Origin of the sequence: Nonlabens sp., assembly GCF_965660805.1 — a bacterium.
Taxonomy (GTDB): Bacteria; Bacteroidota; Bacteroidia; order Flavobacteriales; family Flavobacteriaceae; genus Nonlabens.
The window spans coordinates 1-16608 of record NZ_CBFIBE010000042.1; the positions used below are offsets into that span (position 1 = coordinate 1).

Annotated in this window: 16 protein-coding genes; 13 read left to right on the forward strand and 3 right to left on the reverse strand. The window is 35.9% G+C overall.

The genetic code is table 11. The features are described from left to right. The 4 genes from dnaK to ACTF48_RS09405 all read left to right on the forward strand — a co-directional run. Window positions 1–1849, forward strand: a 1849-nt coding sequence (dnaK, locus tag ACTF48_RS09390; protein WP_438962896.1) for a molecular chaperone DnaK, incomplete at its 5' end; no start/stop codon positions are given. Window positions 1850–2134: 285 nt separating this feature from the next. After that, window positions 2135–4432: a catalase/peroxidase HPI gene (katG, locus tag ACTF48_RS09395; RefSeq protein ID WP_438962897.1), complete on the forward strand. Its 2298-nt coding sequence runs from the start codon at window positions 2135–2137 to the stop codon at window positions 4430–4432. 452 nt (window positions 4433–4884) lie between these two features. Beyond that, complete coding sequence (locus ACTF48_RS09400) at window positions 4885–5787, forward strand: aldo/keto reductase (protein ID WP_438962898.1); 903 nt, start codon at window positions 4885–4887, stop codon at window positions 5785–5787. A gap of 2 nt (window positions 5788–5789) precedes the next feature. Continuing rightward, the gene (locus tag ACTF48_RS09405) at window positions 5790–6338 is read left to right on the forward strand and encodes a hypothetical protein (protein ID WP_438962899.1); all 549 of its coding nucleotides are present in this window, start codon (window positions 5790–5792) and stop codon (window positions 6336–6338) included. A 37-nt stretch (window positions 6339–6375) separates the two neighbouring features. Here the strand turns inward: ACTF48_RS09405 and ACTF48_RS09410 are convergent, their stop codons facing one another. After that, on the reverse strand, window positions 6376–6954 hold the full coding sequence (locus ACTF48_RS09410) for a porin family protein (protein WP_438962900.1): 579 nt from the start codon (window positions 6952–6954) through the stop codon (window positions 6376–6378). A gap of 268 nt (window positions 6955–7222) precedes the next feature. Between ACTF48_RS09410 and ACTF48_RS09415 the strand changes: the two genes are divergently transcribed. From ACTF48_RS09415 to ACTF48_RS09440, 6 genes are all read left to right on the forward strand, one after another. Next, window positions 7223–7648 (forward strand): MarR family winged helix-turn-helix transcriptional regulator, encoded by a 426-nt coding sequence (locus tag ACTF48_RS09415; protein WP_438962901.1) that lies wholly within the window; start codon window positions 7223–7225, stop codon window positions 7646–7648. Window positions 7649–7747: 99 nt separating this feature from the next. After that, window positions 7748–8374 carry a tRNA-(ms[2]io[6]A)-hydroxylase gene (locus ACTF48_RS09420; RefSeq protein ID WP_438962902.1) on the forward strand — a complete coding sequence of 209 codons (627 nt, stop codon included), beginning with the start codon at window positions 7748–7750 and terminating at the stop codon, window positions 8372–8374. A 221-nt stretch (window positions 8375–8595) separates the two neighbouring features. Next, window positions 8596–9648 (forward strand): COX15/CtaA family protein, encoded by a 1053-nt coding sequence (locus ACTF48_RS09425; protein WP_438962903.1) that lies wholly within the window; start codon window positions 8596–8598, stop codon window positions 9646–9648. Between the two features lie 217 nt (window positions 9649–9865). Continuing rightward, window positions 9866–10402: an IS1096 element passenger TnpR family protein gene (locus ACTF48_RS09430; RefSeq protein ID WP_438962904.1), complete on the forward strand. Its 537-nt coding sequence runs from the start codon at window positions 9866–9868 to the stop codon at window positions 10400–10402. A gap of 6 nt (window positions 10403–10408) precedes the next feature. After that, on the forward strand, window positions 10409–11467 hold the full coding sequence (locus tag ACTF48_RS09435; protein ID WP_438962905.1) for a nucleoid-associated protein: 1059 nt from the start codon (window positions 10409–10411) through the stop codon (window positions 11465–11467). A gap of 12 nt (window positions 11468–11479) precedes the next feature. Then, entirely contained in the window at window positions 11480–11671 is a 192-nt protein-coding gene (locus ACTF48_RS09440; protein ID WP_438962906.1) for a hypothetical protein, read from the forward strand. Between the two features lie 58 nt (window positions 11672–11729). Here ACTF48_RS09440 and ACTF48_RS09445 read toward each other — a convergent pair whose 3' ends face one another. After that, window positions 11730–12695: a phosphoribosylaminoimidazolesuccinocarboxamide synthase gene (locus tag ACTF48_RS09445; protein ID WP_438962907.1), complete on the reverse strand. Its 966-nt coding sequence runs from the start codon at window positions 12693–12695 to the stop codon at window positions 11730–11732. A gap of 305 nt (window positions 12696–13000) precedes the next feature. On the opposite strand from ACTF48_RS09445, the gene ACTF48_RS09450 reads away from it, so the two are divergent. Together ACTF48_RS09450 and ACTF48_RS09455 are read left to right on the forward strand one after the other, a co-directional pair. Continuing rightward, a complete protein-coding gene (locus ACTF48_RS09450) occupies window positions 13001–13366 on the forward strand; it encodes a 6-phosphogluconate dehydrogenase (RefSeq protein WP_438962908.1) in 366 nt (121 codons plus the stop codon). Window positions 13367–13417: 51 nt separating this feature from the next. Continuing rightward, window positions 13418–13963 carry an acyl-CoA thioesterase gene (locus ACTF48_RS09455; protein WP_438962909.1) on the forward strand — a complete coding sequence of 182 codons (546 nt, stop codon included), beginning with the start codon at window positions 13418–13420 and terminating at the stop codon, window positions 13961–13963. A 167-nt stretch (window positions 13964–14130) separates the two neighbouring features. Here ACTF48_RS09455 and ychF read toward each other — a convergent pair whose 3' ends face one another. Beyond that, complete coding sequence (gene ychF / locus ACTF48_RS09460) at window positions 14131–15225, reverse strand: redox-regulated ATPase YchF (protein WP_438962910.1); 1095 nt, start codon at window positions 15223–15225, stop codon at window positions 14131–14133. A 591-nt stretch (window positions 15226–15816) separates the two neighbouring features. On the opposite strand from ychF, the gene ACTF48_RS09465 reads away from it, so the two are divergent. After that, a complete protein-coding gene (locus ACTF48_RS09465; protein WP_438962911.1) occupies window positions 15817–16398 on the forward strand; it encodes a hypothetical protein in 582 nt (193 codons plus the stop codon). The last annotated feature ends 210 nt before the right edge of the window (window positions 16399–16608 follow it).

Below are 16608 nucleotides of genomic sequence, written 5' to 3' on the forward strand. Positions count from 1 at the left end.
GGAAGGAAGCGAGCCTGTAGTAATTCCTAATGCTGAAGGAAAACGTACAACACCATCTGTGATCGCCTTTGTAGAAGGTGGCGAGATTAAAGTAGGTGATCCTGCAAAAAGACAAGCAGTAACTAACCCTACAAAAACGGTAGCATCTATCAAGCGTTTTATGGGTAATAAATTTAGTGAGGTTTCAAGCGAGGCTGATCGTGTACCATATAATGTAGTAAAAGGTGATAACGATACACCACGTGTAGATATCGATGGCCGTTTATATACACCACAAGAATTAAGTGCGATGATTCTTCAAAAAATGAAGAAAACAGCCGAAGATTATCTAGGAACTGAAGTAACTGGAGCGGTAATTACCGTACCTGCATACTTTAATGATTCTCAGCGTCAAGCTACTAAAGAAGCTGGTGAGATCGCAGGCCTTAAAGTAGAGCGTATTATTAATGAGCCTACCGCAGCAGCACTTGCTTATGGTATGGATAAGAAAGATACAGATCAGAAGATTGTGGTATTTGACTTTGGTGGTGGAACACATGACGTTTCTATCCTTGAGTTAGGTGATGGTGTATTTGAAGTACTTGCTACTGATGGTGATACACACTTAGGTGGTGATGACGTAGATGAAAAGATCATAGACTGGCTTGCCGATGAGTTCATGAGCGCTGAGCAAATAGACTTGCGCAAAGATCCTATGGCTTTACAACGTCTTAAAGAAGCTGCTGAAAAAGCTAAAATTGAGCTTTCATCTAGTGCACAGACTGAAATCAACTTACCTTATGTAACGGCTACGGCAAGTGGACCTAAGCACTTGGTAAAAACATTAACTAAGTCTGCTTTTGAAAAATTAATCGCTGACCTTGTAAAAAGAACTATTGAACCATGTCAGACAGCACTTAAAAATGCTGGTCTTTCTACAGGAGACATAGACGAGATCATCCTTGTAGGTGGTTCTACTCGTATTCCTGCAGTACAGGAAGCTGTTGAAAAATTCTTCGGTAAAAAACCTTCTAAAGGTGTGAATCCTGATGAAGTAGTTGCTGTAGGTGCTGCTATTCAAGGTGGTGTTTTAACAGGTGATGTAAAAGATGTTCTTTTACTAGACGTTACTCCACTTTCTTTAGGAATTGAAACTATGGGTGGTGTGATGACTAAGTTGATCGATGCTAACACAACGATCCCTACTAAGAAATCTCAAGTATTCTCTACAGCAGCAGATAATCAGCCTAGTGTTGAGATCCACGTAATCCAAGGAGAACGCTCCATGGCAGCAGATAATAAAACGATCGGTCGTTTCCACTTATCTGATATTCCACCAGCACGTAGAGGAACTCCACAAATTGAAGTAACCTTTGATATAGATGCAAATGGTATCATCAAAGTAAGTGCTGAAGATAAAGCTACTGGTAAGAAACAAGATATACGTATCGAGGCATCTTCTGGATTAAGCGAGGAAGAAATCGAGAAAATGAAGCAAGATGCTGCTGCAAATGCTGATGCTGATGCAAAAGCAAAAGAGACTGCAGACAAGCTGAACGCCGCAGATCAAATGATTTTCCAAACTGAGCAACAGTTAGAAGAATTTGGTGATAAGCTACCAGAAGAAAAGAAAGCACCGATCACTGAGGCGCTTACTGAGTTGAAAGCAGCTTATGAGACTAAAGACATTGCTGTAATTGATCCTGCACTAGAAAAACTAAACACGGTTTGGACAGCAGCAAGTGAAGAAATGTACAAAGCACAAGCAGATGCTCAAGGTGGACAACCTGGACCAGACGCTGGAGCTCAACAACAAGCTGGTGATGACACTAGTGATGTTGAAGATGTAGATTTTGAAGAGGTGAAATAAGCGTTGCTTATTTAGTTATCGGTTATCTGTTATTAGTTAACAGTGGCTGGAAATATAGAAATCCCTAAACCTGACGGTTTGGGGATTTTTTGTTCACTGATAACTTTACAAACTAAAAAAGCAATACTTTTTACAGAGTATATCTTTAAACTCTGAATCCTATCTTCAACTGGATCATATAGATAAAATCACTTTGAACAATACGTCAATAAGTATTAGTTATGATAAAAATATTTCAATAGATTATTATTATATTAAATTTGAGATCAAATTAAATCAATAAATATGAAAAAATCAATTCTTTATTCCAGTATAGCTGTCATATCGTTACTGGTATTATTTGGTGGTTATTACTACACGTACCACATGAATAAGCCTGATGAGACCGCTACAACCAGTAAGGCAGAATGTCCAATGGGTTTTGGCACTACTAAATCTGCAGGATCTATGACTAAAGGTGAAGGAAAGACCAACCAACAATGGTGGCCTAATTCCCTAGACTTAAGTGTCCTACGTCAAAACAGTGATATGTCTAATCCATTAGGTGATGACTTTAACTATAAAAAAGAATTTGAAAGTCTAGATTATGCAGCGCTAAAAAAAGATGTTGAACTAGCACTTACAGATTCAAAAGATTGGTGGCCAGCAGATTTTGGCAACTATGGTGGATTATTCATCAGAATGGCGTGGCACAGTGCTGGTACTTATAGAACTGGTGATGGTCGTGGTGGTACACGTGAAGGAAAGCAACGATTTGCACCACAAAACAGCTGGCCAGATAACGCAAACCTAGATAAGGCACGCAGACTGTTATGGCCTGTAAAACAAAAATACGGTCAGAAAATCTCATGGGCAGATTTAATGATTCTAGCAGGTAATGTTTCTTTAGAAACTATGGGCTTTGAAACAATAGGATTTGCCGGTGGACGTGAAGACACATGGGAACCACAAAATAATGTATACTGGGGTTCTGAAGGTGAAATGTTAGGAGATGAACGTTATAATAAAGACCGCGAACTAGAAATGCCACTTGCTGCCGTACAAATGGGATTGATCTATGTAAACCCTGAAGGTCCTAATGGAAATCCTGATCCAGTACTTGCGGCACATGACATTCGTCAGACCTTTGCTCGTATGGGAATGAATGATGAGGAAACCGTAGCCTTAATCGCTGGTGGACATACTTTAGGAAAAACTCACGGTGCTGCCGGTGGTGATAACCTAGGTGCTGCTCCAGAAGGTGCTGGTATTGAAGAACAAGGAATGGGATGGAAAAGCTCTTATAAAAGTGGTAAAGGTGAAGATGCTATTACCTCTGGACTAGAAGTAACCTGGACTAATACGCCTACACAATGGGGAATCGGTTATTTTAAAAGTTTATTTGAGCACGAGTGGAAACTGACTAAAAGTCCAGGAGGCGCACACCAGTATGAAGCTGTGAATCCTGAAAAAATGTATCCGCATGCATTTGATAAAGATAAAGTAGTTGCTCCTACGATGTTAGTGACTGATTTATCGATGATTAAAGATCCAGAATACTTGAAAATATCTAAGAGGTTTTATGAAAACCCTAAGGAATTTGATGCCGCTTTCGCGAAAGCGTGGTTCAAACTAACTCATAGAGACATGGGACCTAGTACGACTTATTTAGGACCAGAAGTTCCACAAGAACAATTCAAATGGCAAGATCCAGTGCCGGCGAGAAATTATGATTTAGCATCAACTAGCGATATTAACGGTCTAAAAGCTAAGATCAAATCATCTGGTTTAACCACAAATGAATTAGTAACTACAGCATGGAACGCTGCTTCTACTTACAGACATGGTGACCGTCGTGGTGGCGCAAATGGTGCAAGAATACAACTAGAACCACAAGTAAATTGGGCATCTAATAATCCAGCACAATTGAAAAAAGTGTTACAAGTTTACACAGATATTAAAAACGGTTTTGATACAGCAAGTAAGAAAATATCTATAGCAGATCTTATCGTTTTAGGCGGTAACGTTGCCATTGAAGAAGCTGCAAAAAAAGCGGGCTATACGATTACCGTACCTTTTACAGCAGGAAGAACAGATGCTACACAGGAGCAAACAGATATAGATGGTATCAATTTATTACAACCGCTAGCAGATGGTTTTACAAACTTCCAAGAGAAGGAATACACCTTAACTCCAGAACAATTACTGATAGATAAAGCACAACAATTAACGTTAAGTGCTCCAGAAATGACCGTGTTAGTAGGTGGAATGAGAGCTCTAGGTGCTAATTATGATGGATCTACTACTGGAATCATGACAGATAATCCTGGAGTGTTATCTAATGATTTCTTTAAAAACCTATTAAGTATGGACTACAGCTGGAAAGCTGTTGAAGATAACAAGAATCTATTTACCATCGTTGAACGCAATACCACAAATAAAAAATGGGATGCTACGCGTGTAGATTTAATATTTGGTTCTAACTCTGAATTAAGAGCCATCTCAGAAGTATATGCAAGTGATGATGCTAAGGAACGTTTTGTAAACGATTTTGTAGCAGCATGGAGCAAGGTAATGCACTTAGATCGTTTTGATTTAATGTAAATACATTGAAAACACTTATGCAGCTTAATTTACTTAAGCCTTAAATTATTAATGAGATAACTTACAAATCCCTAAACCTTTGGTTTGGGGATTTTTTTGTAATATTTGTAGACGGTTGAACGTCTTTTAAAACAATAATACTTATACCAATTTACATTCCTCATGTCGCAAATAATTCGTTTCTTTTTCGCCTGTAATTCAAATTAAGAATACGGCATTAGAAACATAAATTGGTATTATATAAGAATCTTAACTTAATGATTACAAAATTCAAACTCACCACAACCCTACTTCTACTCTTTATCTTTCAAATCAACACCGCACAAAATGAAACGGTGACCGCTATGAAGAAAAAGGTGTGCTGTTTACTTTACAAGTAGATTTTATCATGTTAGGCACAGAACCTTATATATTTGAAATGGATGATTTAAAAAAAGTGAAAAAGTAATTTTATGAAAACCATTAGTCTCGCTCCACAGTTAGAAGTATCCAGAATCGTTTTAGGAGTATGGCGATTACTGGACTGGAATATGAGTGACCAGCAGCTTCTCACCTATCTCAAGCAATCTATAGAAGCTGGAGTCACCACCTATGATCATGCAGATATTTATGGTGATTATGAGTGTGAAGCAGCTTTTGGTAAAGCACTACAACTCGATGCTACTTTACGTTCTCAAATGCAATTGATTACTAAATGTGGTATTAAACTTAAAAGTTCTAAATTTCCAGAACGCCAGCTTAAATATTACGATTACAGCAAAGATTATATCATCCAGCAAGTAGAACGATCGCTTAAAAATCTACAGACTGATTATATAGATGTACTGCTATTACATAGACCATCACCATTACTTCATCCTAATGAAGTAGCAGCAGCCTTTGAAACCTTAAAATCTAGCGGTAAAGTAAAACATCTAGGAGTTTCTAACTTCACCTCTGGACAGTTTGATTCTTTACAATCCTATATGAACGAGCCACTTGTAACAAATCAAATAGAAATATCTCCTTCACAATTAGAACATTTTGAAAATGGAAATTTAGACCATCTGATTGAAAAAAGAGTTTCTCCTATGGCATGGTCACCTCTAGCTGGAGGAACTTTAATGCATCCACAGGATGAGAAAACGATCAGAATTCATGCGGCTTTAAAAAGTGTAGGAAATCAAATCGGTGAAAAAGATCTTTCTAAAATAATATATGCCTGGTTACTCATGCATCCATCTCATATTATTCCTGTTCTAGGTACGGGAAAAATAGAGCGATTAAAAGCAGCTGTTAGTGCTTTAAAAATAAAACTATCTCAAGAACAATGGTTTGAAATTTACACCGCATCTACAGGAAATGAAGTACCATAATTATGGCAAATATTATTCACTCTAAGCATTTTACAAATTATGTGGTGATAGCCATAGGTTATGTTATGGCCACATTTTCCCTCATTTATAACATATTCAATAACAACTACTTAAATGGATATGAATACGGTATAGGCTATACGATAGCACAACTGTCTGGGATATATCTTTTAGTCCAGTCGGGTACTTTTAAGAAAACACGTTATTATAGACTAGCTCGCATTGGTATAGCGGTTATAATTATAAGTGTATTATTTAAAGTGTTACACTTTTATGGAAGTGAAATTGCGATGATTACGGGATTTGCGGTGATATCACTATGTTACACACTATCGTTTTTAAACAAGCCATATAAAAAAATGATGGACTGGCTCAAACTACTGTATGTCATAACATTAATAACTCATATAGTATGTAACACTTTACATATTGGTCTTGGTGAGTATTTTCAATTCCATGGAATCATTATGTTGATCTTGGTGATAATCCACATAAATGAGCAAAGAAAACTTGGTTATCCAGAAGATGTAAATGATACCTTTAAGTTGTAGCAATGCGCTGACGCAAAAGCGTACTTAAACAAAACTGTTACAATTTAATACTCAGTGCTAAAATAAGTTGTTGTGGCCGTGTATCCAGCGTACCCAAATCACCTAGATTAGAAAACTCTGCCTCACTATCTGTTAAGCCGCGTTCATAACGCACATCTATCCCTACATTTCCTAAGTTAACGCCTACTCCTATTTGTAAACCTATACTAAAGTCTTCTTGAACATCTTTAAAATCTATGTTCTCTAAGTCTGTATCCAGAATATACTGAAATGATGGTCCTATAAAAACATGTACTGGATCAAAGATCATATAACCTAGTAAAACCGGAGCGTCTAGTTTTTTAACCTCTAAGGCAGTACGATCATATTCACTATTCAGAACGGTATATGAAAGCTCTGGTCGCACATAAAAAGATCCTAAATTTATTTTACCAAACAGCCCTAAATGATATCCAAAATTAGCGTCTGGATTATCTATAATAGTCTGTCCGTTTTCAGATAGGTCACCATTAGACCCATAATTTAAACCAGCTTTAATACCTATACCATCATCCTCTTGAGCTATTGATAAACAGGGAACTGAGAATAAAATTAGGATAACAAATAACTTTTTCATTTTCATAATTCTTAATAGTTGCTAATATAATGCTTTTTAAAGATGCATTTATGTACTTAATGTTACAGTTTTTGCTCATTTTGATTAATTAAACTTTATGATACTAGGAAGAAAACATGTGCCTAACAAAATATAGGCCGGTCATCGATAAAATATGATATTTATCGTTAAAAAACATAGAGTTAGGAGTCGAAGCTTTTATTTCTATAAATATTTAGAAGTTGCTATAAATTTGTAGTTACAATTAATTTAATTTCAACTGATTATAATGACAGACACTAATATTCCTTTATCACGCAAATTAGTAACAACACTCATAAAAAAAGGTACAGAAATGACAGAATCTGTATATGAAGTGGTAAAAACAGAAGGACTTACCATACAGCAATTTAATGTATTGCGCATTTTAAGAGGTCGCAATGGTAAGGCCGCCGGTTTACAAGATGTAAGTAAAGAAATGATTCATTCTAATAGTAATACCACAAGAGTGATCGATAAATTAATTGCTAAGGGATTTGTTTTGCGTGTGCAATGTTCTAAGGACCGTAGAAAAATACAACTTACCATCACTAAAAAAGGATTAAAAGTCCTTAATAATCTTGATGATCGCATAGATGAAAGAGAATCTCAACTCATAAATAATTTAGAGAAGGAACAAATTGATCAAGTACTAGAAATTCTTTCCAAAATGTAGAACTACACTTTTAATGCTATAGACTTGCTTAACCTTGCTAACTTTATAAGGTCATTATAATTATTAATTCATGAGTGCTTATTTGCTTAAGTATTCCTCATGACCGACCTTTGTATTATGAAAATGCAAGCCGAAAAAAAATTTACACTAGGTCTCAAGTTACCTACAGATCCACGCTGGGCAGACCTCTCTACCATCAGTTTACAGCACATCCTTACAGATCACGCTTTCTGTGAGCAAAAAGCAACCAGTAACATCATATCTATTATCCAGCAGTACTCTGAACGTGAAGGAATAGTAGAACTTTTATCTCCTGTAGTAACTGAGGAATGGGGACATTTTAGAATGGTGATTGCAGAGTTAGAAAAAAGAGGCCTAGAATTAGGATTACAACGACAGGATGAATATGTGAAAAAACTGGTGAAAGGAAAGAAAAAAGGACAAAGCCGCGATGGTTATTTCTTAGACCAATTACTTATTTGTGCTATGATAGAAGCTCGTAGTTGTGAACGATTTAAAACCTTGTGGCAAAATCTAGATGATGAAGATCTTCAAGAGTTTTACTATAAATTCATGGTTGCTGAGGCTTCTCACTATAAACTATTCCTTAAACTGGCCAAAATGCATTTCCCTGAAGACGACGTTATGGTGCGCTGGAATTACTGGCTCGATTATGAAGCGAGTTTTATAGGAGATCTAGAAGTGCGTAGCGACAGGTTGCATTAATGATTATTTAATTTGGTAATTTATAAATGTGACAATTTAGTAACGTACAATTGGGAAATGTTACATCTTGATAATTTTCATCAGGGAATTTGAAAATGAACATAATAAGCTCTAACCGAGCTGAGCTCGCATGGCGATAAAAACAGCAAGAGAACAGCTTATAAATTGCAAGCTTTTAAAAACTAAACGACCATAATTACATTAAACCAGATCTACATAAATTGAATAATACATCTTTTTTCTCTGACAGAAGTTATAGAATTGCCTTGCGCTGGAGCATTGCGATCATCTACCTTATTATTATTGCTGGTGCCGTGGTTAGAATGACAGGTTCTGGAATGGGATGTCCAGACTGGCCTAAGTGTTTTGGGTACTACGTTCCTCCTACTGAACAAAGTGAACTAGAGTTTTCACCAGACACACCATATAAAAAAGGAATGGTTATCATTCATGACAAAGAATTACGTGTCGCAAAAGCAGATTTTCATACCACCCAAAATTATAAAGAAGAAAACTGGAAACCATACACTAAGCATGATTATGCCGTTTTTAACGTCTACCATACTTGGACAGAATACATTAACAGACTTATAGGCGCGCTAGGTGGACTAGTCGTACTCATAATGTGTGTGTTCTCCTTAAAATACTGGAAAGCACGTAAAAGCATTACTATTCTAAGCATTGTAGCGTTACTTGCTATGCTTATTCAAGCCGTAATAGGTAAAATAGTTGTAGATACTCATCTCTCACCAGCATTGATCACCATTCATATGATTTTCGCCTTGCTCATAGTAGGATTATTAATTTATCTACTGCATGAGGTACAACCTACAGACTCACGTTATCAAGCACCTAGAAAGCTTTACAACATAGCTGTTGCGATTATTGCGCTTACCTTGATTCAAGTAGCGCTGGGAACTCAAGTAAGACAGTTCCTAGATCATCAAATAGATGAGTTGGGTTACCCGTTTTTATCCATTTGGTTAGAAGAAAATGCTCCATTAGTATTCTTAGTACATCGCTCCTTCTCTATTTTGTTATTTGCCTTACATGCTTGGTTTGTTCATAGAGCAGTTCATATTTTAGGTCATCCTAAAAGGTATTATAACTGGTTAATGATCCTTTTAATAATTACCATTTTTACAGGTGTTTTAATGAACTATGTAGATTTTCCTTTTGGATCACAAGCAGCGCATTTGGTGCTTGCATCCATTATTTTGGGCGTGCAGTTTTATTTAATGATGCGATTGAGGAAAGTGGCTATTCGTAATTAGTTGATTTTAGCTCTACTGGGAACTTCACGGCACTTGCACATCTCCTTTATCTTAAAATAAATTAGGAATTAAGAGCTCACTAAGGACTATAGACTTATACGTGCTGGATGTGATTACGCTTTCGCGAAAGCGTGTTTCATATCATCCATATTTAGCTACGAGCATTTTCTAGAACACCTACTATAATTGTATCTTTGCACACCTTAAGAAATGATTCATGATTTATAGATTTAGAGCTATTCTAGATGCTACGCAAGACGTTTTCCGTGATATAGAAATAGAAGGTAACGCTACACTAGAAGATTTCCATAACGTGCTCACGCAGAGTTTTCAACTGCCTGGAGATGAAATGGCTAGTTTTTATTCCAGTGATGAAGATTGGAACCAGAATGAGGAGTTCAGTCTTTTTGACATGAGTGATGGTACAGCTCCAGTGCGTACTATGAGTGCTACAACGGTTGAAGAAGTAGTTAGTACAGAAAAACCGCAACTTATTTATATCTATGATTTTTTAAGTATGTGGACCTTTCTCATAGAACTAGCCGATGTGGCTGGACCTAAAGATGGGACAGCATATCCACAAGTCATTTTTTCTATAGGAGAATTACCAGATAGCGCACCAGATAAAGAGTTTGAAGCAGATCCAAGATTTGCAGACGAGACTGGTGGCGATGAAGAATACCGTGGTAATATAGATGATGGCGATGATGATTTTTATGATGAACAAAGTTTTGACGAATACGACCTATACTAAAACCTTATGATCAACCTTTTTAACACACGTATTGAACAACTGGCACTCCACCGTGTAGGTAATAAAAATAAAGGCGAGTTACTGTTAACATCATCTGTCACTACACCGCTAGATGATGAGTTACATGCATTAATGAAAGAGTTTTTCTTGAAACCCTTTCGTTCTAAAGAAGAGACTTATTACAGTTTTACACATGAGCAGGATCTAGAGTTTCATGAAATGTACGGTTTTGCAAAATCTATTTTTAACACGCCTGCATCCTTACTAGAAAACTCTAAAAAAATTGCAAAACACCTTTATGATCAGAGTGTACATCCACATATAAGAAGTGGTGAGTTATATGTCACTTACTTTGATAATGTACTGGTTGATAATAATAAAGTGAGCGCCATTGGGATTTTTAAAAGTGAATTAAAACAAGATTTCTTGCAGTTTGAAGAAGGTGAAGATGATTTGAGAATATTGTTGCAGCAAGGTGTGAACTTAAATAAACTCGATAAAGGAGCCATCATATTTAATACTGATGAAGAAACCGGCTACAAGATCTTATCTGTAGATTCTAACCGTTATGATGCTAAGTACTGGCTGGAGAGTTTCCTGGGCGTAGATGTATTTGAAGATGAAAACTTCTTTACTAAAAAGTATTTAAAGTTCTGTCAGGACTTTGCAAAAGAAGTCGTTTTACCTGCCGAGGATAAGAAAGAAGAAGTGATGTTCATGAATCGCTCTATGAACTATTTTGCAAAGAATGATGATTTTGAAGAGACCTCTTTCCTTAATGAAACCCTAGATAATCCAGAATTAATTCCAGAATTCAAGAATTATAAAGTAGAAAAAGGACCTAAATACAGCATAGAAGATGTGGCAAACTTCCCTATTTCTAACACAGCTGTAAGTGCTGCCCGTAAAGGAATTAAAAGTGTGATCAACCTAGATACTCATGTGCAAATTAAAATGGATTTTACTAATCCAGATAGTGCAGAGAAATATTTAGAAAAAGGATGGGATGAAGAACGCCAGATGTATTACTATCTAGTTTACTTTAACCGAGAAGAAAAAAAATAAAAAATAAAAGCTATGAAAAAATCATTTGCTTACGTATTAATAGTTGTTGTAGTAATCTTGTGTGGTGTTCATATCTCACGCATCAACTGGGACAATTTAAGTTGGGATGCAAACCAAAGCCCATACACAGGATTAGTTATCGCCGTGCTCATAGGAGCATTAGTAATATATAGAACTATTAAAGGTACTCCTCACAGAGATTAAAAGCCATATTATCCTGACTAGCTCAGGTTTTATTTAAGTTATAGTGTTAATCAACTTTTTACATAAAGTTAGCTTCAAACCAGTCTAGCACATTAGTTTCTATACGGTTTTTAATATCACTGGTATCGGCTTTTTCAAACTCTTTACCTGTGATTTGCTCATAGAGTTCTATATAACGATCACTTACCGACTTGATGTATACGTCATCCATTTCTGGTAAGGATTGTCCTTCTAGACCTTGAAAGTCATTTGATATTAACCACTGGCGTACAAACTCTTTACTCAATTGTTTTTGAGGTTGGTTGTTTTCTTGTCGTTCCTGGTAACCATCGGCATAGAAGTATCTTGAAGAATCTGGTGTGTGAATTTCATCGATAAGAACTATTTTTCCATCCTTAGTTTTACCAAATTCATATTTAGTATCTACTAAAATCAATCCTCGTTTTTTTGCGATGCGAGTACCACGACGGTATAAATCACGTGTGTATTTTTCTAAAATTTCATAATCGTGTTCACTTACTATTCCACGAGCGATGATATCTTCTCTTGAAATATCCTCATCATGATCACCCATTTCAGCCTTTGTTGCTGGAGTAATTATGGGTTCTGGAAATTTATCATTTTCCTTCATACCATCAGGCATGGAAACGCCACATATCATTCTACGACCAGCCTTATATTCACGTGCTGCATGACCACTCATGTAACCACGTATCACCATTTCTACTTTAAAAGGCTCACATTGATACCCTATAGCTACGTTAGGATCTGGAGTTGCGAGCAACCAGTTAGGAACTAGATCTTCTGTATCCTGCATCATTTGTGTAGCAATCTGATTTAAGATTTGTCCTTTATATGGAATACCTCGTGGCATAACTACGTCAAATGCGCTTAAACGATCTGTTGCGATCATGACTAATAAATCATCGTTTATATTATAAACCTGACGTACTTTCCCTTTATAAACACTTTTTTGGTTAGGGAAATTAAAATCTATGTCGGTAATGGTGTTAGGTAAGCTCATAGTGTTTCTACATAATATGTATTACAAATTTGAATCAATCTATTTAAAAAATGATTATTAACGGCTATATGTTTTCAATAAGTTATTGACCATTTTTAAAGAATAGGTTTTTCATTTTATCAGTACATACGTACTATGATTTTTACTTTTGTAAACTTAAAAAAGATACAATTCATTTAAACGACATTAAAAAATCAAATTAATAACAGGCATAAAATATAGGGTTCACAAGAGGAATTTAATTGAGACTTTACTTAGTTTTGACACAGCAATTCTAGACAGGTTGCTTTTAAAAACACCTCCATATGAAAAAGATTTTAGGAGTTATTCTTTCAACCATTATAATAATGGCGGTATTATGGTATACTTTCCTCTATTTTGCTAGCTATTCAGATGGTTATCGCTCTGGCGAACTCATTAAGTTTACCAGTAAAGGTTTTGTGGTAAAAACTTGGGAAGGTGAGATCTCACAAGGTATAAGCGGTGCTCAAATTTTTTCATTTTCAGTCATGGATAATCAACCAGAGGTCATTGAAAAACTCAAGGAATATCAAGGGAAGTATGTGAAATTGAGATATGAAGAGAAATTTGGAACCTTTTTCTTTTGGGGAGACACTAAGTATTTCATCACAGAGGTCACTCTAGACAGCTCACCACATTTTAACAAATAATATTTTAATAAGTACGCTTTTGCGAAAGCGTATTCCTAAAACTATCCCATCATGAAAGATTTATTCAAGTCACCAGAACAATCTAGAGTCATGTTATCCATACTAATGTTACCGTCCAATGCTAACTTTTCTGGTAAAATACATGGTGGTTATGTACTATCATTAATAGATCAAATTGCTTTTGCTTGTGCCTCAAAGCATAGCGGCCATTACTGTGTGACCGCAAGTGTAGATGTGGTAGATTTTAAAGCACCTATAGAAGTAGGCGAAATGGTAACCTTAAAGGCGACTGTTAACTATGTGGGAAAATCATCTATGGTAGTAGGGATACGTGTAGATGCTGAAAATATTCAAACCGGTGAATCTAAGCACTGTAATTCTTCATTTCTAACCATGGTTGCTAAAGACGAAGAAGGAAAAACGGTTGCCGTTCCTGGCTTAAAAATAAGCAGTGAAACTCATGTGCGTCGTTTTGCTAGAGCCATAAAAAGAAAGCAAATTAAAAAGAAAAGCGCCTTAGAAATTGCACAAGCAAATTTCTCTGACGCTAGTTATAAAGAGGAATTAAAAAATTATAATGTAGAAATAAACCTGTAATACCTATTTATGTTTCTAATGCCGTATTCTTAATTTGAATTATTTTTTGACTAGATGATAAAGAAAATTAAAGCATAGTTTAAGCTACATTTTCATTTTATTTTGAAATATAGACGAAAAAGAAAAGAATTATATGCGTCACTAGGAATGTAAATTAGTATAAAGCTCTATACATTAAATAGAAAGTGCATGATATCACCATCTTGAACGATGTAATCTTTACCTTCTATTTTAAGTTTACCAGCTTCTTTAACCTTAGCCTCTGAGCCATATTCTACATAAGTGTCATACTTAATCACTTCAGCACGTATGAATCCTTTTTCAAAATCAGTGTGAATTACTCCTGCGGCTTGTGGTCCAGTAGCACCTATTTTTACCGTCCAGGCTCTTACCTCTTTTACACCAGCGGTAAAATATGTTTGTTGGTTGAGTAACTTATAGGCACTACGTATCAACTTAGCACTACCAGCTTCTTCCAGACCTATGTCTGCAAGGAACATCTCGCGTTCATCATAATCATCCAGCTCTGCTATATCAGCCTCAGTACCTACGGCTAGCACAAGGACTTCAGCATTTTCATCCTTAACCATGTCTCGTACTTGTTCTACATAAGCATTTCCAGTTACGGCACTTGCGTCATCTACATTACATAAATAAAGTACTGGTTTATCTGTAATGAACTGTAACGGTTTTATAAATTCTGTATGGATCGCCTCATCAAAGTCTATGGTACGTACCGACTTTCCAGATTCTAGTGCTGCTTTTACTTGAAGTAAAGCATCTTCTTCTTTTTGAGCTTCTTTATTTCCCGTACGAGCGGCACGCTTTACCTTTTCGAGCTTTTTTTCTACAGTTTCAAGGTCCTTGAGCTGCAGCTCTACATCTATGGTTTCTTTATCATTAATAGGGTCTATTTTCCCATCTACGTGAATGATATTATCATTATCAAAACAACGTAGTACGTGAATGATAGCATCTGTTTCACGTATGTTACCTAGAAACTGATTCCCTAAACCTTCACCTTTACTAGCTCCTTTAACCAGTCCTGCGATATCTACTATCTCTACGGTAGCTGGAATAACACGTTCTGGATTTACCAGTTCTTCTAGTTTCTTTAATCTAGGATCTGGAACGTTTACCACACCTACATTAGGTTCAATGGTGCAAAACGGGAAGTTAGCACTTTGCGCTTTGGCGTTTGATAAACAATTAAATAAAGTTGATTTCCCGACGTTAGGTAGACCTACGATTCCTGCTTTCATGTGTTAATTCTATATAATTATATCGCTGGGCTGTTATTGAGTCAGCTTTTGCGAAAGCGTATTTATAAAAACCTTTGCTATTCTTAAAAGGCGTGCAAATATAAACCGATTCTGGGAATTTGTCAGGTATATGAACGACCTGATTTCAACCTATAATAACAAACTAAAAAATTAAATAATCTTAGGGAGACAGACCTATAGAACGATCGCACTACCCTTTTTTAATTATTTGTTAATTCTAGTAAGATTTTCAAGATATTCAAGACTACATAATCGTAATTCATAAAAGTGTTTTAGGGATTACTACTCGTGGAAGTAATTATTAGAGTAAACTTTCATAAAGTTTTTTGGTTGATTAGTAAGAATTCTCAAGACGCTTAATGCTCTTGGGAATTCTTCATTTTCTTATGGTGGTTTAGAAATTAATTATGCATGCATAACAGTTTGGCACGCAATTTGACATTATAATAATGAACGTAATTTATGAAAAAGTAAATTTCATTCATAAAGTTTTTTTGGTTGGTTAGTAGGAAATCCTGAGAAGTCGTCTTGACAACTCGGGATTTCCTCATTTATGACTATTTTTAACTTATGAAAAAAACACTCTTCCTTCTTTGTTTATGTTTATGCTTTTCTTGCAAAGACACTAAAAATAATGCTATTAATGAAGAACCTACTACTCCAGCAACTACTGCTTCATCTCCATTAGATGACATTCTTGCAGTAGATAAAGAGTTTCCTCAAGACTATTTAGGAATCTATAAGGGAAATCTCAATATTACCACAAGTAAAGGTGTACAAACCATACCTATGGAGTTCCACCTGCAAGAAACTGAAGATCCTATGGATTATAAATACAAGATATTTTATGGTGCAGAACGCGATGAACGAGCTTATAACCTGAAGAAAACACATAATCCTCATTTATATCTTGTAGATGAAAATAATGGTATCATCCTAGAAACCGCTTATGCAGATAAAACTCTGTATAGTACTTATGAAGTAATGGGCAATTTACTGAATTGTACCGAAGTTTTTCATGACAATTATATGGAGTTTATGATCACTATGGCGCGCGTTCAAGATACTTCCATGACCGGTACTAAGGAAAGTGCTATAGTAAAAAACTATCCACTTTCTGTGATGCAAAAGGCTGTGTTGTATAAAGAATAAAACGGTAGTATGAACCATAAAAAAAGCCCTAGTTTCCTAGAGCTTTTTTTACATCTATTTCCGCATAAGCGATAATGTACTACTAATCAAACGCCGCTGCAACAGAGGCACTTAAACGCTTATAAACGCCACCTTCTAATCGATCACGTATGGATGAAAAAGCGTCTAGCGTTTCATTTACATCTTCTAGCGTGTGTGTTGCAGTAGGAA